28 protein-coding genes are annotated in these 22,805 nt (G+C 40.5%); 5 read left to right on the top strand and 23 right to left on the bottom strand.

What is annotated here, in order from left to right:
- The first annotated feature begins 235 nt into the window (after positions 1-235).
- The 4 genes from rnr (at position 236) to G9371_RS13875 (ending at position 5,534) form a co-directional block, all read left to right on the top strand.
- Positions 236-2,653, top strand: a complete 2,418-nt coding sequence (gene rnr, locus G9371_RS13890; protein WP_029424138.1) for a ribonuclease R — start codon at positions 236-238, stop codon at positions 2,651-2,653.
- 133 nt (positions 2,654-2,786) lie between these two features.
- On the top strand, positions 2,787-4,841 hold the full coding sequence (locus G9371_RS13885) for a M3 family metallopeptidase (RefSeq protein ID WP_029424137.1): 2,055 nt from the start codon (positions 2,787-2,789) through the stop codon (positions 4,839-4,841).
- Between the two features lie 40 nt (positions 4,842-4,881).
- Positions 4,882-5,091, top strand: coding sequence for a YheV family putative zinc ribbon protein (locus tag G9371_RS13880; RefSeq protein ID WP_000745518.1), 210 nt, complete (start codon positions 4,882-4,884; stop codon positions 5,089-5,091).
- Between the two features lie 11 nt (positions 5,092-5,102).
- Positions 5,103-5,534 (top strand): hypothetical protein, encoded by a 432-nt coding sequence (locus G9371_RS13875; RefSeq protein ID WP_001130986.1) that lies wholly within the window; start codon positions 5,103-5,105, stop codon positions 5,532-5,534.
- A 148-nt stretch (positions 5,535-5,682) separates the two neighbouring features.
- Here G9371_RS13875 and G9371_RS13870 read toward each other — a convergent pair whose 3' ends face one another.
- The 5 genes from G9371_RS13870 to G9371_RS13850 all read right to left on the bottom strand — a co-directional run bounded on the left by G9371_RS13870 (position 5,683) and on the right by G9371_RS13850 (position 11,218).
- The gene (locus G9371_RS13870) at positions 5,683-7,878 is read right to left on the bottom strand and encodes a TRAP transporter large permease subunit (protein ID WP_001158905.1); all 2,196 of its coding nucleotides are present in this window, start codon (positions 7,876-7,878) and stop codon (positions 5,683-5,685) included.
- A gap of 187 nt (positions 7,879-8,065) precedes the next feature.
- Entirely contained in the window at positions 8,066-8,632 is a 567-nt protein-coding gene (rrtA, locus tag G9371_RS13865) for a rhombosortase (protein ID WP_000651536.1), read from the bottom strand.
- A 77-nt stretch (positions 8,633-8,709) separates the two neighbouring features.
- Positions 8,710-9,795: a hypothetical protein gene (locus G9371_RS13860; protein WP_000049106.1), complete on the bottom strand. Its 1,086-nt coding sequence runs from the start codon at positions 9,793-9,795 to the stop codon at positions 8,710-8,712.
- Positions 9,796-10,564: 769 nt separating this feature from the next.
- Positions 10,565-10,954: a hypothetical protein gene (locus tag G9371_RS13855; protein WP_002096593.1), complete on the bottom strand. Its 390-nt coding sequence runs from the start codon at positions 10,952-10,954 to the stop codon at positions 10,565-10,567.
- A 6-nt stretch (positions 10,955-10,960) separates the two neighbouring features.
- Entirely contained in the window at positions 10,961-11,218 is a 258-nt protein-coding gene (locus G9371_RS13850; protein ID WP_029424136.1) for a succinate dehydrogenase assembly factor 2, read from the bottom strand.
- Between the two features lie 187 nt (positions 11,219-11,405).
- Here G9371_RS13850 and G9371_RS13845 point away from each other — a divergent pair, with 187 nt between their 5' ends.
- Complete coding sequence (locus tag G9371_RS13845; protein WP_001190550.1) at positions 11,406-12,578, top strand: acyl-CoA dehydrogenase family protein; 1,173 nt, start codon at positions 11,406-11,408, stop codon at positions 12,576-12,578.
- 48 nt (positions 12,579-12,626) lie between these two features.
- Here the strand turns inward: G9371_RS13845 and G9371_RS13840 are convergent, their stop codons facing one another.
- The 18 genes from G9371_RS13840 to rplN form a co-directional block, all read right to left on the bottom strand.
- A complete protein-coding gene (locus tag G9371_RS13840; protein WP_000415132.1) occupies positions 12,627-14,117 on the bottom strand; it encodes a flavin-containing monooxygenase in 1,491 nt (496 codons plus the stop codon).
- Positions 14,118-14,298: 181 nt separating this feature from the next.
- A complete protein-coding gene (gene rplQ / locus G9371_RS13835) occupies positions 14,299-14,676 on the bottom strand; it encodes a 50S ribosomal protein L17 (protein WP_001216380.1) in 378 nt (125 codons plus the stop codon).
- Positions 14,677-14,694: 18 nt separating this feature from the next.
- Positions 14,695-15,702 carry a DNA-directed RNA polymerase subunit alpha gene (locus G9371_RS13830; protein WP_000198631.1) on the bottom strand — a complete coding sequence of 336 codons (1,008 nt, stop codon included), beginning with the start codon at positions 15,700-15,702 and terminating at the stop codon, positions 14,695-14,697.
- A gap of 17 nt (positions 15,703-15,719) precedes the next feature.
- Entirely contained in the window at positions 15,720-16,346 is a 627-nt protein-coding gene (gene rpsD, locus G9371_RS13825; protein ID WP_000135204.1) for a 30S ribosomal protein S4, read from the bottom strand.
- Positions 16,347-16,358: 12 nt separating this feature from the next.
- The gene (rpsK, locus tag G9371_RS13820; RefSeq protein WP_001040166.1) at positions 16,359-16,745 is read right to left on the bottom strand and encodes a 30S ribosomal protein S11; all 387 of its coding nucleotides are present in this window, start codon (positions 16,743-16,745) and stop codon (positions 16,359-16,361) included.
- 19 nt (positions 16,746-16,764) lie between these two features.
- A complete protein-coding gene (gene rpsM, locus G9371_RS13815; RefSeq protein ID WP_000090815.1) occupies positions 16,765-17,121 on the bottom strand; it encodes a 30S ribosomal protein S13 in 357 nt (118 codons plus the stop codon).
- Positions 17,122-17,228: 107 nt separating this feature from the next.
- Positions 17,229-17,345 (bottom strand): 50S ribosomal protein L36, encoded by a 117-nt coding sequence (rpmJ, locus tag G9371_RS13810; protein ID WP_000867907.1) that lies wholly within the window; start codon positions 17,343-17,345, stop codon positions 17,229-17,231.
- 20 nt (positions 17,346-17,365) lie between these two features.
- Positions 17,366-18,685: a preprotein translocase subunit SecY gene (gene secY, locus G9371_RS13805; protein ID WP_002000592.1), complete on the bottom strand. Its 1,320-nt coding sequence runs from the start codon at positions 18,683-18,685 to the stop codon at positions 17,366-17,368.
- 45 nt (positions 18,686-18,730) lie between these two features.
- Positions 18,731-19,171: a 50S ribosomal protein L15 gene (gene rplO / locus G9371_RS13800; RefSeq protein WP_000175340.1), complete on the bottom strand. Its 441-nt coding sequence runs from the start codon at positions 19,169-19,171 to the stop codon at positions 18,731-18,733.
- A gap of 3 nt (positions 19,172-19,174) precedes the next feature.
- Positions 19,175-19,351, bottom strand: coding sequence for a 50S ribosomal protein L30 (gene rpmD, locus G9371_RS13795; protein ID WP_000849088.1), 177 nt, complete (start codon positions 19,349-19,351; stop codon positions 19,175-19,177).
- A 6-nt stretch (positions 19,352-19,357) separates the two neighbouring features.
- On the bottom strand, positions 19,358-19,855 hold the full coding sequence (gene rpsE, locus G9371_RS13790; protein ID WP_001141025.1) for a 30S ribosomal protein S5: 498 nt from the start codon (positions 19,853-19,855) through the stop codon (positions 19,358-19,360).
- Positions 19,856-19,857: 2 nt separating this feature from the next.
- A complete protein-coding gene (rplR, locus tag G9371_RS13785) occupies positions 19,858-20,208 on the bottom strand; it encodes a 50S ribosomal protein L18 (RefSeq protein WP_001003194.1) in 351 nt (116 codons plus the stop codon).
- Positions 20,209-20,222: 14 nt separating this feature from the next.
- Positions 20,223-20,756, bottom strand: coding sequence for a 50S ribosomal protein L6 (gene rplF / locus G9371_RS13780; RefSeq protein WP_000091932.1), 534 nt, complete (start codon positions 20,754-20,756; stop codon positions 20,223-20,225).
- A gap of 13 nt (positions 20,757-20,769) precedes the next feature.
- Complete coding sequence (gene rpsH, locus G9371_RS13775) at positions 20,770-21,165, bottom strand: 30S ribosomal protein S8 (RefSeq protein ID WP_000062616.1); 396 nt, start codon at positions 21,163-21,165, stop codon at positions 20,770-20,772.
- Between the two features lie 11 nt (positions 21,166-21,176).
- The gene (gene rpsN, locus G9371_RS13770; RefSeq protein ID WP_001074624.1) at positions 21,177-21,482 is read right to left on the bottom strand and encodes a 30S ribosomal protein S14; all 306 of its coding nucleotides are present in this window, start codon (positions 21,480-21,482) and stop codon (positions 21,177-21,179) included.
- Positions 21,483-21,491: 9 nt separating this feature from the next.
- Entirely contained in the window at positions 21,492-22,028 is a 537-nt protein-coding gene (gene rplE / locus G9371_RS13765; protein WP_000113197.1) for a 50S ribosomal protein L5, read from the bottom strand.
- A gap of 15 nt (positions 22,029-22,043) precedes the next feature.
- Complete coding sequence (gene rplX / locus G9371_RS13760) at positions 22,044-22,361, bottom strand: 50S ribosomal protein L24 (protein WP_001062685.1); 318 nt, start codon at positions 22,359-22,361, stop codon at positions 22,044-22,046.
- A 9-nt stretch (positions 22,362-22,370) separates the two neighbouring features.
- Positions 22,371-22,739, bottom strand: a complete 369-nt coding sequence (gene rplN, locus G9371_RS13755; RefSeq protein WP_001982634.1) for a 50S ribosomal protein L14 — start codon at positions 22,737-22,739, stop codon at positions 22,371-22,373.
- Positions 22,740-22,805: the final 66 nt, after the last annotated feature.

Below are 22,805 nucleotides of genomic sequence, written 5' to 3'. Positions count from 1 at the left end.
AAACTACATTGTTCAAGTCATGATACTGAAATTTTCTTGTTTTTTCGTTCAATTAAATATTTTTTAAACAATTTTCGTATTCTTTTCGCCTTTTTCAATCAAACGCTTGTTAAGATAGATATTATTTCTTTATTTCAACACAGTAGTGCATAACACATTATTGCAAACCTGAACGTGCAGTTCTGGTCTGCATGTCTTATGCTAAACCTATCTGCCAAGCATGAAACCAAACGACATGACAAAAAACTGGGTTGACCCCGAAGCAAAAGCCGAAGCTGAACGTTATGACAATCCTATTCCAAGCCGTACTCTTATTTTAGATACGTTGGAACAATTGCAAACACCGCAATCTCATGCAGAACTTGTTGACCATTTCCATATTCAAGATCAGAAAAGTATTGAAGCCTTAAGTCATCGCTTAAGTGCTATGGTTCGTGATGGTCAACTTATGAAGGATGGTTTTAAGTTTCAGTTGGTGGCAGACCAACCTACCTATGAAGCAACTGTCTATATTAATAGTAAAGGTTTGGGTACAGCACATATTGATGGTCAAGATGATTTGTTATTACCTGAGCGTGAGTTACGTTTAGTCTTTAATGGTGATCGGGTCCGTGTTCGGCAGACATCGGTAGATCGCAAAGGTAAACCGTGGGGTTTCATTACCGAAGTTATACAGCATCGTGTAAAACAATTAATTGGTAAATTATCAGTACATGACGGCGAATATTTTATTCAGCCCAACAATCCAAATCAGCATCAACCTATCCCACTAGAAAAAGAATTGGTTGAACATGCTAAAGCAAATGTCGGCGATATGCTTCGTGTTGCTATAGACACTTACCCAACCCGGGAAGAATTTGCAACGGCACATATTATTCAGTCTATGGCAGATAAAGCCGATACTGAAATTATTATCCCGCAGACCATTTTAGAGTTTGGTTTGCCTTACGAATTTTCAGATGAAGTTATAAAAGAAGCTGAAAGTTTCAAAGAACCTGCTGAAAAAGATCGCGAAGGTCGAGTTGATTTAAGAGACTTGGCACTTGTCACAATCGATGGTGAAGATGCGCGAGATTTCGATGATGCAGTATATGCGGAAAAACGTCCTGGTGGTGGTTACCGAGTTGTCGTTGCAATTGCCGATGTGAGCCATTATGTACGTTTAGATTCGGCATTAAATGAAGAAGCTGAAGAGCGCGGCACTTCGGTTTATTTCCCACATTTTGTTTTACCAATGCTACCAGAAGCATTATCAAATGGATTGTGCTCACTTAACCCACACGTAGATCGTCTATGCATGGTCTGTGACCTAAAACTTTCTCGTACGGGTCGTGTTACAGGTTATGAATTTTATCCGGCAGTCATGCATTCAAAAGCACGTTTGACCTATACACAAGTAGGACAATATTTTGAAGGTGCAACTGATGCAATTCCAAAAGATCGTGATATTCATAAATCGCTAAATACACTTTTCCAGCTTTACCAGACTTTGAAAAACTTACGTGTTGATCGTCATGCAATGGAGTTTGAAACCATTGAAACTTATATGACCTTTGACGAGTTAGGTGGAATTAAAGAAATTTTACCTCGTACACGTAATGATGCTCATAAGCTTATTGAAGAGTGTATGTTGCTTGCCAATGTAGCAGCAGCAGAATATGCCTTAGAACATGATATTCCGATGTTGTATCGTGTACATGAGGCACCTGAATTCTCACGTATTCAAAAAGTAAAAGATTTTGTAAAACTATTGGGTTTACCTTTCCCTGACCAACCAACTCAGGCAGATTATCAAAAAGTTATTGAGGCAACTAAAGACCGTATTGATGCGCCAAGCATTCACGCCGTGTTATTACGCTCAATGATGCAAGCTTACTATGGTGCCAAAAATGCAGGTCACTATGGTCTAGCTTATGAAGCTTATACACATTTCACTTCACCAATTCGCCGCTACCCGGACTTATTGTTACATCGTGCAATTAAAGCTCATCTAAAACAAAAGCCTTACCCACTTTCCGGTGCAGCTTTAGATGATGCAGGTGAACATTTCTCTCAAACAGAACGCCGTGCCGATGAAGCATCCCGCAGCGTAACGACTTGGTTGAAATGCCACTATATGCAACAACATTTAGGTGATGAGTTTATTGGTATTGTGAGTGCTGTCACTGAATTTGGCCTATTTGTTACTCTTAAAGATCTTTATGTTGATGGCATGATTCACATTAGCCAACTTGGCGATGATTTCTTTATTTACGATCAAGCCAGTCAAAACCTCATTGGACAAAATCGTGGTCAAGTCTTCGGTTTAGGCGACGAAGTTAAAATTCAAGTTGCTGGTGTAAATCTAGAAGAGCGTAAAATCGATTTCCAACTCATTAAACAAGTTACTCATGCTGGACGTGTAGTTCGTAGTCGTGCTCCACGCACAACCAAAACAAGCACCCAAGCAACAGAAGAAGTTTTTGGTAAACCGTCTGTATCAACTGATGGTGAAAAACCTGTCCGTAAAAAGAAGGAAAAAGGTAAACCAAGCTCATATAGTAAAAAGTCTGGTAAGAAAACCTCTACAAAAGCAGAGGCCAAACCAGAAAAAGTAAAGAAAAAAGCGAAACCTAAAAAGAAAAAGTCAAACGCCAAGTCTAAGGCTGACTAATTTATAGGTATTTGCATTAATTATGATTAAGCTCCCAAAATGGGGGCTTAATGTTTTTAAAACGTTTATTTTTAAAATTAAGCTTGATTTCCTGCCTAACAATACCTACATCTAATACTATGTTTAAAAAATAATGTGGCTATTAGCAATGACTTTACAGCAAGCGACTCTACCTACTCCCCGCTTTGATCAAATTACATTAGATAATTTAAAACAAGATATTCAACAGGCGATCCAAGCAGGACAAGAGTTTTTAAACACCCTTACGGCTGCACCATCCGAGACAGACCAGCAACTTGCCGTGCTTGAACAAATTGATGCACTTGAAAATAACCTCAGTGAATCGTGGGGAGTGTTGTCACATTTAAATGCTGTGATGAACAATGCTGAAACTAGGGAAGTCTATCAATCACTATTACCCGCTTTAAGTGAATATTACACTCAGCTTGGCCAACACACGGCGTTATATCAGACCTATCAACTCATTCATGATGGTCAGAGCTATCCAACGCTAAGTCCTGCGCAACAAAGTGCCATCCGTCTCGCTTTACGTGATTTTAAACTTTCTGGTGTTGCTTTAGAGGGTGAAGAGAAAAAACGTTACGCTGAAATTTCTGCACGTCTTTCACAGCTTTCTTCTGACTTCTCAAACCATGTACTTGATGCGACACAGGCTTATTTTAAACCACTGGCAGAAGATCAATTAAAAGGTCTTCCAGAAAGTAATGTTGAGTTATTAAAACAGTACGGCAAACAGCGTGAGCTTGACCAAGCAGTCGCAACTTTAGATTTCCCAGCTTATTTTGCCATCATGACCTATGCCGATGATCGTGCCTTGCGAGAAGAGCTTTATAAAGCTTATGTCACACGTGCATCAGATCAGTCTGAGCAAACAGAATTTGACAACAGCAAAATTATGGAAGAAATCCTGAGTCTTCGCCAAGAGATGGCAAAACTACTCGGTTTTAATAACTATGCTGAATATTCTCTTGCCAGCAAAATGGCTCCTGATGTCAAAACAGTTCATGACTTTTTGGTCGACCTAGCTGAGCATGCACGTACCCCTGCACTTCAAGAAGTTGCCGAACTCCAAGCTATTGCCAAACAAGATGGTATTGATGAGCTTAAACCTTGGGATACCACTTACTATTCTGAAAAGCTTAAACAACAACAATTCAACTTATCACAAGAAGCTTTAAAACCTTACTTCCCTGCACCAAAAGTGATTCAGGGATTATTCCAGATCGTACAGCGTCTATATGGTATTAACATCGTTGAACGTGAAGCTCCGGTTTGGCATCCAGATGCACGTTATTTTGAGTTAGAAGACCAAGGTGAAGTTGTTGGTGGCTTCTTCTTTGATTTATATGCGCGCACAGGGAAACGTGGTGGAGCATGGATGAGTGGTTTCCGCTCACGTATGCAAACTGTTCATGGTTTACAAAAACCAATTTGCTATATGGTGTGTAACTTCACTCCACCTGTAGGCAACCAGCCAGCCTTACTCACCCATGATGAAGTCATTACCTTATTCCACGAGTTTGGTCATGGCTTACACCATATGCTTACCGAAGTAGATAATATCTCAGTTGCAGGTACTCACGGCGTTGCTTGGGATGCAGTCGAGTTACCAAGTCAGTTTATGGAATTCTGGTCATGGGATAAAGAAAGTCTTGATGTTTTAAGTGAGCATATTGAGAGCAAGCAGACTTTACCTCAGGAGTTACTTGATGCTTTATTAAATGCACGTTTCTTCCAGTCTGGTATGCAAACTTTACGTCAGCTTGAATTTGCCTTATTTGACTTAACTATTCACACCAAAACTCCTGCGTTGAATAGTGAGCAAATTCAGCAGACCTTAAATGATATTCGCAAACAATATGCAGTAGTTCCAACCGTCGATTACAACCGTTTCCAGCATAGCTTTAGTCATATTTTTGCAGGCGGCTATGCAGCAGGTTACTACTCTTACAAATGGGCAGAAGTGTTAGCAAGTGATGCCTTTGACCGTTTTGAAAATGAAGGTATTTTCAATACTCAAACGGGTAAAGAATTCCGTCAGGCAATTTTAGCGGTGGGTGGGAAAGATACTGCTCTTGAAGCATTTGTGAATTTCCGCGGTCGTGAGCCAAAAATTGATGCATTGTTACGTCATCAAGGTTGGACGAACGATAACAAAACCGCTTAAACTATGGGCCTAAATTGATCGTGTGGTTAGGGTGATAAAGATGAAGAAACGTTTCATTGCTGGGGCTAAATGTCCAAAATGTGAAGCCATAGATCGGATTGTCATGCTAACCACCGCTGAAGACGAATGGATTGAATGTATCGAATGCGGTTATAGCGAAAATCGTCCGACTCATATTGATGAGCCTGAAACGCCTGCTATACCTGATGAAATTGGGGTAATACAGTTCAAGCCTCGTCGTTCTGACTAAAGGTCTTAGACATGCCACTACAAAGAAAACAAAACTCAAAACTATTGTGGATTTTAATTGGGGGCTTAAGCATTCTCGTCGTGCTTTTTTTCGCAGCACAATGGTTTTTCAAAAAAACTGAAACATCAGCGCCAATGGTTGATCCACAACCAGCCTCGGTACCAGCTCCTGAAAAAACTACAAAACCCTCTGAAAGCTCGGAACCTATGGTTCAAACACAAACTGCCAACTCACAGCAACTTGTGAATGAAGATGTGCTCAAACAACCAATCCCTGCTCAAGAATCTTTAGCTAAAGAAGAAGTATCTAAACTCAATGACATTCATCGTCAATTGCAAGATCAGGAAGCGACACTAAAAGCTCAACATGCTGATGCAGATCAACTTATTAAGCTAAAAGAAGAGCAAGTGAAGCTTCTTGAGGCCCAAGTTAAACAACAATAGTATTTGTTTAACTCTAGATATGATGCAAAAAGCTAGTTCACTCTGAGCTAGCTTTTTTATTTACTAAAAATTTATATGTTCAAAATAACTACCACATAAAAAAACACCCTCTTAAAGAGAGTGTTTTTGATCGGCTTATATATTTAAATTACTTATACCAACCAAATAATTTCAGTATTAGTGGTGCATAAGTTACCAATACCAATGATGAGAACAAGACAATAATTGGTAATAACCAACGTTCATATCGATAGTAGAAACTTGTGTACTTCTCTTTGGCTTCTGCATCGGCAGCATTCACCTCATCATCACCAACGGATAACCGCGTTAATAGATGGTTCAAGGCAACTGGCGGCGTTACATAACCAAATTCGAATGCGACCAATACAATCATCCAGAAGTGAATTGGATGAATACCATTTTCGTAAGCTACAGGAGCAATAGTTGCTGCCACTAAAATTACGGCACCAAATGGATCTGTACACATACCAATAATTGCAAGTAACAGTGCAATACATGCCAGTGATATATAGATACTGCCTAAATGAGTTGGTAATAATTCAACCACTTCAGAGCGTTCAATTAAGCCGCCTACACTTGCAGACAATGCCATCAAAATAATTAAGGCACCGATATGTCCCACTGTTTCTGATGTCGCAAAACGTAATGCACCACCAAAACCAAGACGGAATTGTGAACTATGCGGATCATGAGTCTGTAAGAACGGTGATTTCTTTTCATGCTCACGAACAATCGCCTCATGAATATTTAAAGCTGGTGCCTCTTTAGGCATAACCATTTTATCGTACAGAATCATCGCAATAAGCACGAGTGGCAGAATCACTGGTGCAGTAAATTCATTCATTCCTGTATCTAATGCATATTTATAAAATGCAAGGACAACTACAGTAATTAGGATATATGGAATAACCGGTACGAAAGCTCGTGCCATACCTGGTAGTGCCACTTTTGGCGAGTTCACACGGAACTTTTCTTCTGCCAATAAAAGAGATACACCCAAGAAAATAAATGCTGTTAGCCAGAAGACATAAATACCATGTCCGAATAATTCATCAGATGTAACATGACGACTATCCAACATCGCAATTAGAACGACCAATAGACATGGACGTACAACCACCCCTAGGGAGCCGGACATTGCAGATACAGCTAATGCATATTGACGGCGAGCGCCTGCGTTCCAAACTTCCTTATAAATAATCGCACCAGCTGCGATAACGAAAATCCCCGAAGCACCGGTATAAGCAGTCGGTACAGCAGCAGCAATCAGAATTAACCAAGTTAAGGTTTCCGGCGCCAAGTTCCATGGACGAAGTACATTTAAGAACAAGTCCATAACACGGGTTTGCGTGAGTAACATACCCGCCCAAATAAATAAGGCAAGATTTAAGAAGATACCCGAGAACTCAACCAATAAACCAAGGTAAATCCCTTGCCCCATTGGATAATCCATAAAGAACGTAAATACAATACCTGTAATTAGTGCCATATAGGCATATAAAGGTACAGAAAGTAAGGCTAAACCTATATTACCGCCTTCACGTTTTGGTGGAGGTGAAACAAATAGTTGATACAGACTAATTAAGGTCAGAACAACAAAAAGAATCATCCATATCCAGTAAATCGTTACTGTTTCATAAGTAGGTGTTACCCCGGAATTAATGACTGAACGATACTGACTAATGACCGAGAAGCTCAGTAGCGCATTACCAATCAACATAAATAGAGAATACACTTTGTAATCTATTTTTGTTGCTGGATTACGCAAGCCAATATGGTGATATTTCAATGATGCAGTAATCGCTGAAATCAGTACCATAAAGACCAGTAAAATGGCACGGTTCTCTGTACCGAATTTAAAAATACCAAAGAAACCTGTTTCGATCGCACGATAAGTACGTACTCCCGGGTTTGCTTCGATATATTTAATAGTTTTGTCGTAAGCCTGATATTTTTCTTCACATTGCTGCTGTGCTGCCAGTAAGGATGCACGGACATCACTTTCCGATGCAGCACCAAAGAAGCTCGCAAAATCATCAGATGCATTTGCTTTCATTTGCTCTTTTACTTGAGCATCAATATTCGGATGTCGGTCACAAGTCGGCTTTTCAGGCTCAGCACGCAAGAATGAATATTGCATGCCTGTAGCAGGGTCACCATAAAGACGTTCCCCGATACGTAATAATTGACCGTGGATCATTTCCCCGGTACCAATTATGAGCGTCATCAATAGTAAAATGAGGATAATGAATGTTGAGATCCATTCATTCCAGATATAACCCAGCAGACCTAATCCAGATCTTTTTTCTTGATATTCTTGCATAAATATTCCAATTTTGTTCTCTCAAATCCCTCATAACAAAGGCTTTGAGTCATGCAATTTCCTTGGTCAGGGGTATCGTCCATCCCCCTTCTACCAATCCCTTTATTCAACGATCAAATTTGCATCAAACTTTATCAATAAAGAATGACTAAAATCACTTTTTTAACAGTTTGTATTGTCAATCTTTCTATTTGAATCTTTGTATGAGCCAATAGCATCCTCCAAAGATTGCACCACCAATCGCCCCATATAGATGAGCTTCAGTTAAAACTGGACTACCAATGAGCTGGGCTGTTCCTGTTTGCCCAAATGTATTTTCCCAAATCAACTTTGCAACAATTAAACCTAAGACCAGAAATGCAAAATTCCTTTCTTTACGGTATTGCAAGTAAACCAAAGCAACTGCGGTATATAACCCATGGAGTACCCCAGAAAGGCCTGCATATGCATCGATATTGGGCAAATAAAAATAGAACACCAAGCTAATAAAAGGTGGTAAAAGAAAAAGAAGACTTAAAATGTGCCACACTTTGGTATGGGGAAATATGAAAGGCAAACACGCAAATGCCATCATATTTAAAAGAAAGTGAATCCATCCGACATGTACCCAGTGTGCTGTCCATAAACGCCAGAACTCGCCGAGTAAGCTTTCACGCCAATAGATAAAATAATCCGGAAACACTTGTAAACATGCAGAAACAGAAATGCACCCTGCGACCAAAAGCACTTTTTTATTGAGTACATGATCTTTCATAGCACACTCCTTTTAAACCAGGCTCCTTACGATTACTAGAGTTAGTAACCGTAAGGAGTGAGTTCCTTCAGATCTATTTACTGTGCAGGTGCAGTTTTTGTGTCAGCTGGGGCTTCCGATGCAGCTCCACCATCAAACAACTCATCCAATTCAGCTGAGCCTTCGTTTTTCTCATCCCAGAAATGAGACATACCGTCATCACCAGTACGAACACCAGTATGCTCAGTCCAGTAACGATCAGAAATACCGCGCACAATTAAACCAGCCATACTATCGATTAATTTAAAGTTCGGATTGACTGGTTTGTCATCTGCTTGAGATGCAGCATAAGTTTTTAATGCATCACGGATTTTGGCATCGTCACCACTCGCTTGAGCAGCTACGGCATATAACGCATGAGATAAACGAACACCTTTTTGTTCACCAATTTGTACGGACTGTTTTAAAGTCTCATATGGATCAGGCTTCCCTTCATTAGCGCCTGGTAATAAAGTCCAGATCACTGCTCGCGTTGCATTTGGTGCGCCCCAGAATTTTTGGTTATCAAGGCAGACCATACCGCGCTCTACAATAGCAGCAATATCTTTCGGAACATTGACAGAACCGCCAGAGTTAATGTCGTTGGTCACAGCTTGAAGACCACTAATCATCCCAAGTAAATATACAGTTTGGTCAATATCACTACGCATTGTCGGACAAGAGTCACCTAAATGATATTTATATTTAGATTCCCAACGATCAGCAAAGAGCTTATAGCCTGCGTATTGTCGCTCAGCAGCAATTGCAGCCCAACGCTTCTGTGCAATACGTGCATCTTGAGCTTCTGTTACCTGCCCTGCTTTTGAAGCGCGCAAATAACGTAACTCCTGTTCTAATGCTTGGTTTTCCGCGCAGACACCTGAAGCAGCATACATTAAGACAGCAACACGAGTAGGATCTGCCCCCATACCTTTAGTCGACATGATTGCAGGAGTTAAGGCACTACCAGTATTACAGACCATTTCAGCATCTTGCATTGCCAAAATAGGTGGAACGACGTGCTTTTCCGTAAAACCTAAAGCAACATTTGCTCCGCTTTTCACGACGTATGAACAACCTGATAAAACTGAAGCTGCAAGAAAACTTACCGCCAAACCTTGGCATATTTTTTGGACTTTAGACATCTTCCTGTCCTCGATGTAATTTGTTTTTTCCTTTTCAGATGTACATTAGCAGATGCATATCTTGAATAAAAGAGTAATTACTCTAATTGTAGCGCTTATACTTTGACACACTTCACAGCAGATAAAATTGACAGTTTTTCAGGGAAACAAAAATTTTAGGCAAAAAAAAGTAGCATTGCGACGGTTCAGCACATGCTACTTATTAACTGGGATAAGCTTTTAACGGCTTATATTATTGTTGTTCTAGATAATCCTTAAGTAAAGTTCCTGCTCTTCCTACTACTACAGCCATAATTACTGCAATCAACAGAAACATCCACATTGAAATCTCCATGAGAGACCTCCTTACTACGTTCGCACCCAGTTAAAAACTGGACACTTGATGAAATTAATCGATTAACCAATTAGATTATTGACTGATCGATGACCTTTGCATCCTCTGTCTCTTAACTTTGCTAAGATTAACTCGGTTAAGATGTTCCCTGAGTAAAGTTCCTGCTCTTCCTATCACCACCGCCATAATTATGGCAATGACCAAGAACGACCATGTTGGCATCTCCATTTGAGACCTCCGACACACTTTACGTTGGTGTTTGTACTTTAACCGATAGAATAGTAACCATATTGAGAAATTGTCCGACAATTAACTTTCTTGCTGTTTTTTCTGTATTTTAACTAGACAATTTCAATTTCCCAAAAAGAAATAAAAGATAAGATATTGATTAATAATAATTTTAAATAAATATACAAATGTAGAATTGTCTAACAATTAATAGAGTTTTTCTAAAGTTTTAAGCTTTTTCCACTCTACTAATGACATTTGATCAAACCAAATGATAGAAGTTAGTGTTTTATGACCTTCAAAATAGATCACTATGAAAATCTGATAATCAATTATTTTTAAAATTTTGACGCGTGAAATGGTGTTCTGTGAGTGATAAGCAAGCGACCATAGTTTTTTATCTAAATAAGCAATTTGTGCAAGCTGCGGACGCTTTAAAAAGAAAATAAAGCTGATAAATAGTAAGCTGATTACAACTAACCACCATAGTAACGGCATTAATTGATAAAATAGAATTGCTAAGCTTAAGCCAATAAAAAACTGAAATATAATCGAAAAACGACTATATTTCAGCTTAAAATTCAAATGGTTGATCAAAATAAATTAACCATGAACATAGTATTTTAATTTATAGATAAAGTCACGTAATTCGGTACGTGGTGGTTCTGATACTTCCATAAACCAATCGAGTAAATCAGGATCTTCCTGTTCTACCAACTCAGCAAACAACGCTTTTTCTGCCAGGTCTGCCTTTAAATAATAATTTTTCACATAAGGGTCAAAATAGACATCAATTTCCTTTAAACCACGACGTGCGCGATAGATTACTTTACGTTCTTCCAAGGTCATTTCTTCAGACATTTATTTCCCCATCTGCGTTGATAGTGCGCTTAGTTTACCTGATCGCATGAGAAAGTTCGCTAAAAATATCAAATTGACCAAACTTATCACTTCACCGCCATAAATGAGCATTCATCACATTGTTAGACCTAGTCGCTTCCCTTATGTTTAGCTCATAACATCAAGCCCAAACCAAGGAAGAAATACAATGCAATCTGGTGCTATTCGTCCCATTCCAAATATGTTACCTCGCCATTTATTTAATGAAGAACATGAAGCTTTTCGGGAAACGGTACGTAAATTCTACGAGAAAGAAGTTGTACCTAATATTGAAAAATATGAAAAACAACAACATGTTGACCGAGATCTTTGGAATAAAGCTGGTGCATTAGGTTTACTCTGTACCACCATGCCAGAACAATATGGTGGTTCAGGTGTCGATCGCCTATACAGCATGATTCTTATTGAAGAACAAGCCTATGCGATGGACTCAAGTACAGGTTTCTCACTGCATTCCGACATTGTAGCCAACTATATTAATAACTTCGGTAATGAAGAGCAAAAACAGAAATGGCTCCCTAAAATGGCTACTGGTGAGACGGTTACCGCAATTGCCATGACCGAGCCGGGAACAGGTTCAGACTTGCAAGCGGTTCGTACAACAGCCGTTCTTGATGGCGATGAATATGTCATTAATGGTTCAAAAATATTTATTACCAATGGCTATTTATGCGATATGGCGATTGTCGTTTGTAAAACGGGGAATAGCGATAAAGGATCTGCCAATTTATCACTCATTATTGTCGAAGCTGACCGTACTGGTTTTACTAAAGGCAAACCACTTAACAAAATTGGTATGAAAGGCCAAGATACCTGTGAACTCTTCTTTGATAACGTTCGTGTTCCTAAAGAAAATCTTTTAGGCATGGAAGGTATGGGCTTTATCATGCTCATGAAAGAATTAGCGTGGGAGCGTATGCTAGTTGCTATTATCTGCCAAGCCGGGGCAGAAGCGGCATTTGCACATACTGTTCAATATACAAAAGATCGTAAAGCATTTGGCAAACCAATTGGAGCATTCCAAAATACTCGTTTTAAACTTGCTGAACTTAGAACAGAGATAGATTTCTGCCGTACCTATTTAGATCGTTGTATGGAATTACAACTCGATGAAAAATTGAGTGTTGAAGCAGCAGCTGCTGCAAAATATAAAATTTCAGATATGTTTTCAAAAGTTGTAGATGAATGTCTTCAATTACATGGTGGTTATGGCTATATGATGGAATATCCAATTGCACGCGCTTATATCGATCACCGAGCAAACCGTATTTATGCAGGCACCAATGAAATTATGAAAGAATTAATCTCTAGAACTCTTTAATCTTCATTATAAAAAGGAGGCTTATAGCCTCCTTTTTATTTTCGAATATCAAGACACTAATTTTGGTTTACGTGTAGAAACTTCTGAATGCTTATGAAAACGTAGAACACCATCATCAAATTTTGCATTTTTTAATGATTTTCGGTCTTCAAGATAATTATTGGTTACCTGCCATGGTGCTTGTTTGCCTTGTTTAGGAATCACGTCGGCAGCACGACTAATATAACCAGATGATAAGCTACCCATGACTGTGTCTTCTTCCATCACGCTCTTATCACCAGATGGAATGACTTCATCATAATTATTCTTATCCATGTAGTTTAATAAACGGCAGATATAATCTGCTGCAATATCAACTTTTAATGTCCATGAAGCATTTACATAGCCAATAATCATCGCCATGTTTGGTACATCGCTGAGCATCACGCCGTTATAAAGCATGTGTTCAGATGATTTAACTGGCTCTCCATCAATAGTTGCCTGCACACCGCCCATGATTTGAACCTGCAAACCTGTTGCAGATACGATAATATCGGCATCAAGATGCTTGCCTGATTTTAATTGAATACCAGTCTCAGTAAATTTTTCAATTTGATCAGTTTCAACACTCGCCTTACCCTCACGAAGAATTTTGAATAAATCACCATCAGGAACTACGCAAAGACGCTGATCCCAAGGGTTATATGAAGGTGTAAAATGTTTCATATCAACTTTACCCTTAAGTTGCATTTCAATTGCTTTTAAGAGTAAACGACGAACTGTTTTAGGATGCTTTTGAGACAATGCATAAATTGCTCGTTGCATACCAATATTACGAGCACGCGTAAATTTATAGGCTGCTTCTTCAGACATAAATCTACGAGTTTTTTCATAGATGAAATCAATAGACGGAACAGAAGCAATATAAGTTGGTGAACGTTGTAACATCGTTACATGACCTGCTCCACCTTTTGACATTGCAGGCACCAGTGTAATTGCTGTAGCTCCACTACCAATAATTACTACTTTTTTACCCTTATAATCCAAGTTTTCAGGCCAATGTTGTGGATGAATGAGTTGACCTTTGAAAGCTTCTTGATTTGGGAAAGTCGGCGCGTAACCTTGGTCATAATTATAATAACCAGTACAACCTACAACGAAGTTAGCAACCCAAGTCTGCTGTTTTTTCTTATTGTCCTCGACAATAACATGCCACTTTTTCGAGGCAGAATCATAATTCGCAGAAAGGACACGATGGCCAAAATGAATTTTTTCTTTTAACTTAAACTCATCAATCACTTCCCCTAGATATCCTTTAATAGAGGCACCATCAGCGAGAACATTGGCTTTGCGCCATGGTTTAAAGTTAAAACCAAAAGTAGACATATCTGAATCAGAACGGATACCAGGATAGCGGAAAAGATCCCAAGTTCCACCAAACGATTCACGACGCTCCAAAATTTCAAACTGACGTTGTGGAGAGTTTTTAGATAAATGGGCAGCAACACCTATTCCTGATATGCCTGCACCAATGATTAATACATCAACTTGCTTTTCCATTTTATTTTTATACCCATTGTTGAGAATATGACTTTATTAAATCACAATTTTGACAATACACAATGTCAAGTTTGACCGTTTATCCGTTTTTTTATGTCACTTGGGGACAAATTTTTTAATTTTATTTTTTTAGAAAATAAAAAAGACCGGCATAAAGCCGGTCTTTTTTGAATAATATCAATTATTCAGCTGAAGTGTTCACTTCACGATCTACAAGCTCAACGTAAGCCATCGGTGCTGCATCACCAGCACGGAAGCCCGCTTTAAGAACACGTAGATAACCGCCGTTACGTTCTTTGTAACGAGGGCCGAGTACGGTAAATAATTTACCAACAGTTGCAGCATTACGAGTACGAGCAAATGCTAAACGACGATTTGCTACAGTATCGTTTTTTGCTAGAGTGATTAAAGGCTCAGCAACACGACGTAATTCTTTAGCTTTAGGCAAAGTTGTTTTGATCAACTCATGTTCAAATAAAGAATTAGCCAAGTTTTGGAACATCGCTTTACGATGGCTGCTTGTACGGCCTAATTTCACACCACTATTACGATGACGCATGGTGATAGTCCTACTTAATTAACGGCTACGATAGGCAAAACGGTCGTCCATACGAAGACTAGCTGGTGGCCAGTTCTCAAGACGCATACCGAGTTGTAAACCTTTCGATGCCAAAACATCTTTGATCTCTGTTAACGATTTTTTACCAAGGTTAGGAGTTTTTAACAACTCAACTTCAGTACGTTGAACAAGATCACCAATGTAGTAAATATTTTCTGCTTTCAAACAGTTAGCAGAACGAACAGTAAGCTCTAGATCATCTACTGGGCGAAGCAAGATTGGGTCAACTTCTTCACGAGGTTCTTGAGCAACAGGAGTTTGGTCTTTCTGAAGATCAACAAAAATTGCAATTTGTTGTTGCAAGATTGTTGCCGCTTTGCGGATTGCTTCTTCAGGATCAACCGTACCATTGGTCTCAAGATCGATTACCAGTTTATCTAAATCGGTACGTTGTTCTACACGCGCATTTTCTACGGTGTAAGAAACACGTTTAATTGGGCTATAAGAAGCATCTAACTGTAAACGACCTACAGGACGTGTTTCGCCTTCAGGGAAACGAGAATCAGATGTTTCATAACCACGACCTTGAGAAACTTTCAAGCGCATTTTTAATGAGCCTGTAGCACTCAAAGTACCAATTAAATGTTCTGGGTTAACCACTTCAACATTATGAGGTAAACGAAGGTCGGCAGCAGTAATGTCACCAGGACCTTGTTTTTCTAATGTTAAATAAGCTTCATTTTGATCGAACAGCTTAATAGACAATCCTTTTAGGTTCAGCAAGAGCTCGACGATGTCCTGCTGCAAGCCTTCTAAAGTACTGTACTCGTGCTCGACACCTTCTATCTCTACTTCAACCACAGCAGCGCCTGGCAAAGAAGACAATAGAATGCGACGTAAAGCATTACCTAGAGTATGGCCAAAACCACGCTCTAAAGGTTCCAGAATCACTTTTGCCGAGGTCCCGCTTACCGCTTCGACCTTGATCGCTTGCGGAGTTAGAAACTCGTTTGCAGTACGCGTCATTATTGCTACCTCAAGGATTATTTAGAATACAATTCTACAATCAAGCTTTCGTTGATTTCAGCAGGTAAATCAGAACGATCTGGTGCAGCTTTAAACGTACCTTCAAGCTTAGAGTGATCAACTTCGATCCAAGCTGGAATACCACGTTGAGCAGCCAATTCAATCGCGTTTTTAATACGCAATTGTTGTTTAGCACCTTCGTGAACCGCAATTACATCACCAGCTTTAACTTGAATAGATGCGATGTTTACACGACGACCATTCAAAGTAATGCTACGGTGACTTACTAACTGACGAGCTTCTGCACGTGTAGAACCAAAACCCATGCGATAAACAACGTTATCAAGACGGCTTTCAAGCAATTTCAACAAGTTCTCACCAGTTGCGCCTTTAACACGAGCTGCTTCTTTATAGTAGTTACTAAATTGACGCTCTAACACACCGTAAATACGACGGACTTTTTGTTTTTCACGTAATTGTAGTGAATACTCAGATTGCTTACCACCGCGAGCCTGACCATGTTGACCAGGTGCTTTGTTAGCTTTTTTAGTTTTGACGTCAAATGGTTTAACGCCAGATTTAAGTTGCAGGTCTGTCCCTTCGCGGCGAGAGAGTTTGCATTTTGGACCAATATAACGAGCCATGAATGTTTCTCCTTACACGCGACGTTTTTTAGGTGGACGGCAACCGTTGTGAGGAATTGGAGTCACATCGGTAATGCTGTTAATCTTATAACCCACTGCGCCTAATGCACGAACCGCAGACTCACGACCTGGACCAGGACCTTTTACAAGGACGTCAAGGTTTTTCAAACCGTAATCTAAAGCTGCTTTACCAGCAACTTCAGCAGCTACCTGAGCAGCAAACGGAGTTGATTTACGTGAACCACGGAAGCCTTGTCCACCTGAGGTGGCCCAAGCCAATGCATTACCTTGACGATCGGTAATCGTAACAATGGTGTTATTAAAAGACGCGTGAATGTGTGCAACACCTTCAGAGACGGTACGAGTGACCTTCTTGCGTGTGCGAGTATCTTTAGCCATCTTTTAGCTTCCAGAAATCTTACTTTTTAATCGGTTTGCGCGGACCTTTACGGGTACGTGCGTTAGTTTTGGTGCGTTGACCACGGACAGGCAAGCTGCGACGATGACGAAGGCCACGATAGCAACCTAAATCCATTAAACGTTTAATGTTCATGGAAATTTCGCGACGTAAGTCACCTTCGGTAGGAACCTTAGCAACTTCTGCACGAATCGCATCAAGCTGTGCATCGTCCAACTCACGGATCTTAGTAGTCTCAGTAATACCAACTGCAGCTAAGATGTTCTTAGCAGTGTGGCGACCGATACCAAAGATGTAAGTGAGGGAGATAACAGCATGCTTGTTATCCGGAATGTTTACACCGGCAATACGAGCCATTCACTTTTCTCCAAAAAGGCAGTAGAGATAATCAACCGCCCCACAAAAATCTTGAGGGGCGGATATTAACCCAATTCGCCTACTGAAATCAACAGGTCTTGATTAGATTAACCTTGACGCTGCTTATGACGAGGTTCTGCGCTACAAATCACGCGAATAACCCCATTACGACGGATAACTTTACAGCTACCACAAATTTTCTTTACAGAAGCTTGTACTTTCATGATGAAACCTCTAAGTGCGCTTATCCCTTAGGATGAGCAGTCGTTTTTCTCATTAATGTTTGATTGTCATATTGATGAGAAGTTAAATGCGCTTGTAGCTGAGCCATAAAGTCCATAACAACAACGACTACAATGAGTAATGAGGTACCACCCAAATAGAATGGAATACCAAAAGAACTTTGTAGAATCATTGGCATCAAACAAATGACTGTAATATAAATCGCACCAATAAACGTCAAACGATTAAGAATATGATCTAAGTAACGAGCAGTTTGCTCACCTGGGCGAATACCAGGCACATAAGCTCCGCTGCGTTTTAGATTTTCTGATACTTCCTTAGGGCTAAATACTAAAGCCGTATAAAAGTAACAGAAAAAGATAATTAACGCACCAAAGAGCACCAAATACAAAGGCTGTCCAGGCGACAATACTAAAGCTAAATCTTGTAAACTACGTTTAATTAAACCAGCATTCGGATCTGCACTTCCTACCCATTGCCCCAAACTAGCTGGGAACAAGAGTAAAGAGCTCGCAAAAATTGCAGGAATCACACCAGCCATATTAATTTTCAACGGTAGATGTGTTTGCTGAGCTGTAAATATACGACGCCCTTGCTGCTTCTGTGCATAGTTTACTGGAATACGACGCTGTGCTTTTTCAATAAACACAATCGCTGCCAATACACCAAGAGACAAAAGACCAAAGATAACAAGACCAATTAAACTTGTTTGACCATTATCGACAGATGATACTGATTGCATAATTAATTTAGGCAAACCAGCAACAATACCTGCAAAAATAATCATTGAGATACCATTACCGATACCTCTTTCAGTGATTTGTTCACCTAGCCACATTAAGAACATAGTTCCTGCGACAAGTGATGTAACTGCAGGTATATAAAAAGCAAGACCACTAGATAGAGTAATACCCTGTCCAATAAGACCTGCACACATACCCACTGCCTGAACCACTGCAAGTAATAATGTACCCTGACGCGTATATTGATTAATTTTACGTTTACCTTGCTCCCCTTCCTTTTTCAAGGCTTCGAGAGAAGGAATCACTGTAGACATTAACTGCACAATAATTGATGCAGAAATATAAGGCATGATCCCTAAAGCAAGAATCGACATTCGCTCTAAAGCACCGCCAGAAAACATATTGAATAGCCCAAGAATAGTTCCTTGGTTTGCATGAAATAAATTTTCTAACGCAGCATTATTAATGCCTGGTACTGGAATATGCGCTCCTAGTCGAAAGACCAGCAATGCACCGATTAGAAAACTCATCCGGCGAATAATTTCACGATATTTCACGTGAAATGGCTGACCTTTCATCATGTTGACATGACCTGAAGAACTAGGAGACATAGACACTCGAGATTACTCCTCGACTTTGCCGCCAGCTGCTTCAATTGCAGCTTTAGCGCCTTTAGTCAATGCAACACCTTGAACAGTGAATGCACGAGTGATTTCACCAGAAAGCACGATACGAGCGCGAATTTGATCGCGACGAACAACATTCGCAGCTTTTAAAGTTTCAAGGCTAACGATGTCGCCTTCCACTTTACTTAACTCAGACAAACGTACTTCAGCAGTTTTTAAAGCGATTTGGCTAGTGAAACCGAATTTAGGTAAACGACGATAAATCGCTGTTTGACCGCCTTCGAAACCTGGACGAACGCCACCACTTTTACGTGATTTTTGACCTTTGATACCACGACCACCAGTCTTACCAACGCCAGAACCGATACCACGGCCTAAACGACGGTGTTCACGTTTTGCACCTTCTGCAGGTGCAAGCTCATTTAAACGCAGAGTCATGGCTTATTCCTCTACACTAACCATATAGTAGACTTTGTTGATCATACCACGGTTAGAAGGCGTATCTTGCACTTCTACAGTATGACCAATACGACGCAGACCTAAACCTTGTAAGCAAAGCTTGTGATTTTTCAAGCGATGTGAAGAAGATTTAGTCTGGGTAACTTTAATCGTTTTCATGATTGATTACCCTTGAATTTCTTCTACTGATTTACCACGTTTCGCAGCGACTTTCTCAGGAGAAGTCATATCACGCAAACCTTTAAAAGTTGCGTTTACTACGTTAGCAGCGTTAGTAGAACCATAACATTTAGCAAGTACGTTATGTACACCTGCAGCTTCAAGAACGGCACGCATTGCACCACCAGCGATTACGCCAGTACCTTCTGAAGCAGGTTGCATGTATACACGGCTTGCACCATGACGAGCATTCACAGGGTGTTGTAAAGTAGTACCAGCAAGGTCTACAGTGATCATGTTACGACGTGCAGCTTCAAGTGCTTTAGAAATAGCAGCTGGAACTTCACGAGCTTTACCACGACCAAAACCTACGCGACCATTACCATCGCCCACAACAGTTAATGCTGTGAAAGAGAAGATACGACCACCCTTAACAACCTTGGCTACACGATCAACGGCAACCAGCTTTTCAACGAGACCTTCGTTTTGTTCAACTTTTGCCATGATTAGAACTCCAAGCCGCCTTCACGAGCAGCATCAGCCAAGGCTTTGATACGACCATGATATTTAAAACCAGAACGGTCAAATGCAACTTTAGTAACGCCAGCTGCTTTAGCACGTTCTGCGATTAAAGCACCAACTTTCGTCGCAGCTTCAATATTACCAGTAGTACCACTACGTAAAGATGCATCTAAAGTTGAAGCTTGCGCTAAAACTTTGCCACCATCTGCTGAAATAACTTGAGCATAGATGTGACGCGGAGTGCGGTTTACACACAAACGAGTCGCACCCAATGCACGGATGTGCAAGCGTGTGCTTTTCGCACGACGCAAACGGGATTGTTTCTTTTCGTTCATAAGAACCTCGCGCCTTATTTCTTCTTAGCTTCTTTACGAAGAATGACTTCATCCGAATAACGAACACCTTTACCTTTATATGGTTCAGGAGAACGGTATGCACGGATTTCTGCCGCTACTTGACCTAACAACTGCTTGTTTGCTGATTTCAAAATGATTTCAGTAGCAGTTGGAGTTTCCGCTGTTACACCTTCTGGTAAAGCGTAGTCAATTGGGTGTGAGTAACCAAGGTTAAGGTTTACAACTGTACCTTTAACCGCAGCTTTATAACCAACACCAACTAGCTGCAACTTACGTTCGAAGCCTTCGCTAACACCTTTAACAAGGTTGTTCAATACAGCGCGAGCAGTACCAGCTTGCATCCAAGCATCTTTCGATTCTTTAGCTGGAGCAAGTTGAAGTTTACCTTCTTCCTGTTTTAGCTCGACCAGCGCATGCAGGTTGAAAGACAATGTACCTTTGCTGCCTTTCACTTCGACCTGCCGGCCGTTCTGAGTAACTGTTACACCATTTGGTACAGTTACTGGGGCTTTAGCCACACGAGACATGAGGAATCACCTATTAAGAAACAAAAGCAATAACTTCACCACCGATGCCCGCAGCACGTGCAGCGCGATCAGTCATGATGCCTTTGCTTGTAGAAACAATTGCAATACCTAAACCTTGCTTAACGCTTGGAAGTTTATCTTTGCCACGGTATTGGCGAAGGCCTGGACGGCTTACGCGCTTAACCATTTCGATAACTGGTTTGCCTTCGAAATATTTTAAAGTAATAGTCAAAGTAGATTTTGTCTCTTCTTGAGCAACTTCTACGTTTGAAATATAACCTTCTTGTTGAAGTACGTTTGCAATAGCAACTTTCAACTTAGAAGACGGCATAGAAACAGTTTGTTTCTTAGCCATTTGTGCGTTACGAACACGTGTTAGCATGTCGGCAACGGTATCTTGCATACTCATTTAGTCGCTCCTTACCAGCTTGCCTTAACAACGCCTGGTACATCACCTTGCATTACTGTGTCACGTAATTTGTTACGGCTTAAACCGAACTTACGGAAGTAACCATGAGGACGACCAGTTAAACCACAACGGTTACGAAGACGTACCGGAGATGCATTACGTGGCAATGCTTGTAACTTTAACATCGCTTCGAAACGTTCTTCGTCGCTCGCATTTACATTTGCAATAGTAGCTTTTAATTCAGCACGTTTTGCAGCGTATTTAGCAACAGTTTTTTCGCGTTTCAATTCGCGATTAATCATACCTTTCTTAGCCATATCGACCTCTTATTTGAACGGGAAGCCGAATGCACGCATAAGCGCACGGCCTTCGTCATCGGTGCGAGCAGTCGTAGTAATAGTAATATCCATACCACGAATACGATCAATCTTGTCGAAATCGATTTCAGGGAAAACGATTTGCTCTTTCAAACCCATTGAGTAGTTACCACGACCGTCGAAAGATTTCGCTGAGAAACCACGGAAGTCACGGATACGAGGGATTGCAATAGAGATCAAACGGTCCAAGAATTCGTACATTTGGTCGCCACGTAAAGTAACTTTACAACCAATTGGCCAACCATCACGGATTTTGAAACCAGCGATAGATTTACGTGCAAGAGTAACTACTGGTTTTTGACCAGCAATTAATTGCATGTCAGCTACAGCGCCGTCTAATAATTTCTTATCAGTAGCTGCTGCGCCTACACCCATGTTAAGAGTGATTTTTGTGATGCGAGGAATTTCCATCACATTCTTAATGCTAAGTTCTTCTTGTAACTTCGCTTTAAGTTCGTCGTTGTAACGTGCTTTAAGTCTGGCCATTGCCTTTTCAACCTATTACTTCGCTACCGCCACTGATTCACCAGTTGATTTGTAAACGCGAGTTTTCACGCCATCAATCACTTGGTAACCAACACGGTCAGCCTTCTGGGTTGTAGCATTTAAAATTGCCACGTTTGAGATATGAAGCGAAGCTTCTTGAGTAACGATACCGCCTTCAGCGCCAGTTACACGATTCGGCTTTTGATGCTTCTTCACTAAGTTAAGGCCTTCAACCTTAACGCGGTCTTCAGAAACAGACAAAACAGTACCCTGTTTGCCTTTTTCTTTACCTGCGATCACGATAACCTGATCGCCTTTTTTAATCTTAGCCATGATTGCCTCTTATAGAACTTCAGGAGCCAATGAAATGATTTTCATGAACTGTTCAGTACGAAGTTCACGAGTCACTGGTCCGAAGATACGAGTCGCAATCGGAGCTTTGTTGTTGTTCAAAATAACTGCAGCGTTATCATCAAAACGGATCACAGAACCATCTGGACGACGAATGCCGAACTTAGTACGAACTACAACTGCATTCATCACGTCACCTTTTTTAACACGTGCGCGTGGAATAGCTTCTTTTACAGTAACTTTAATAATGTCGCCAACAGAAGCATAACGACGATGTGAACCACCAAGTACTTTAATACATTGTACGCGGCGAGCACCACTGTTGTCTGCTACGTCGAGCATAGTTTCGGTTTGAATCATTGCCCTACTCCAAAACCGAGCATCACCGGTCACAATTTCGAAAGGCTCAAAGAGTACTCGAAATTG

It is taken from the genome of Acinetobacter sp. EKM10A (genome assembly GCF_011075215.1).
Taxonomy (GTDB): Bacteria; Pseudomonadota; Gammaproteobacteria; order Pseudomonadales; family Moraxellaceae; genus Acinetobacter; species Acinetobacter baumannii.
This window is presented reverse-complemented; position numbering and strand designations above follow the sequence as displayed.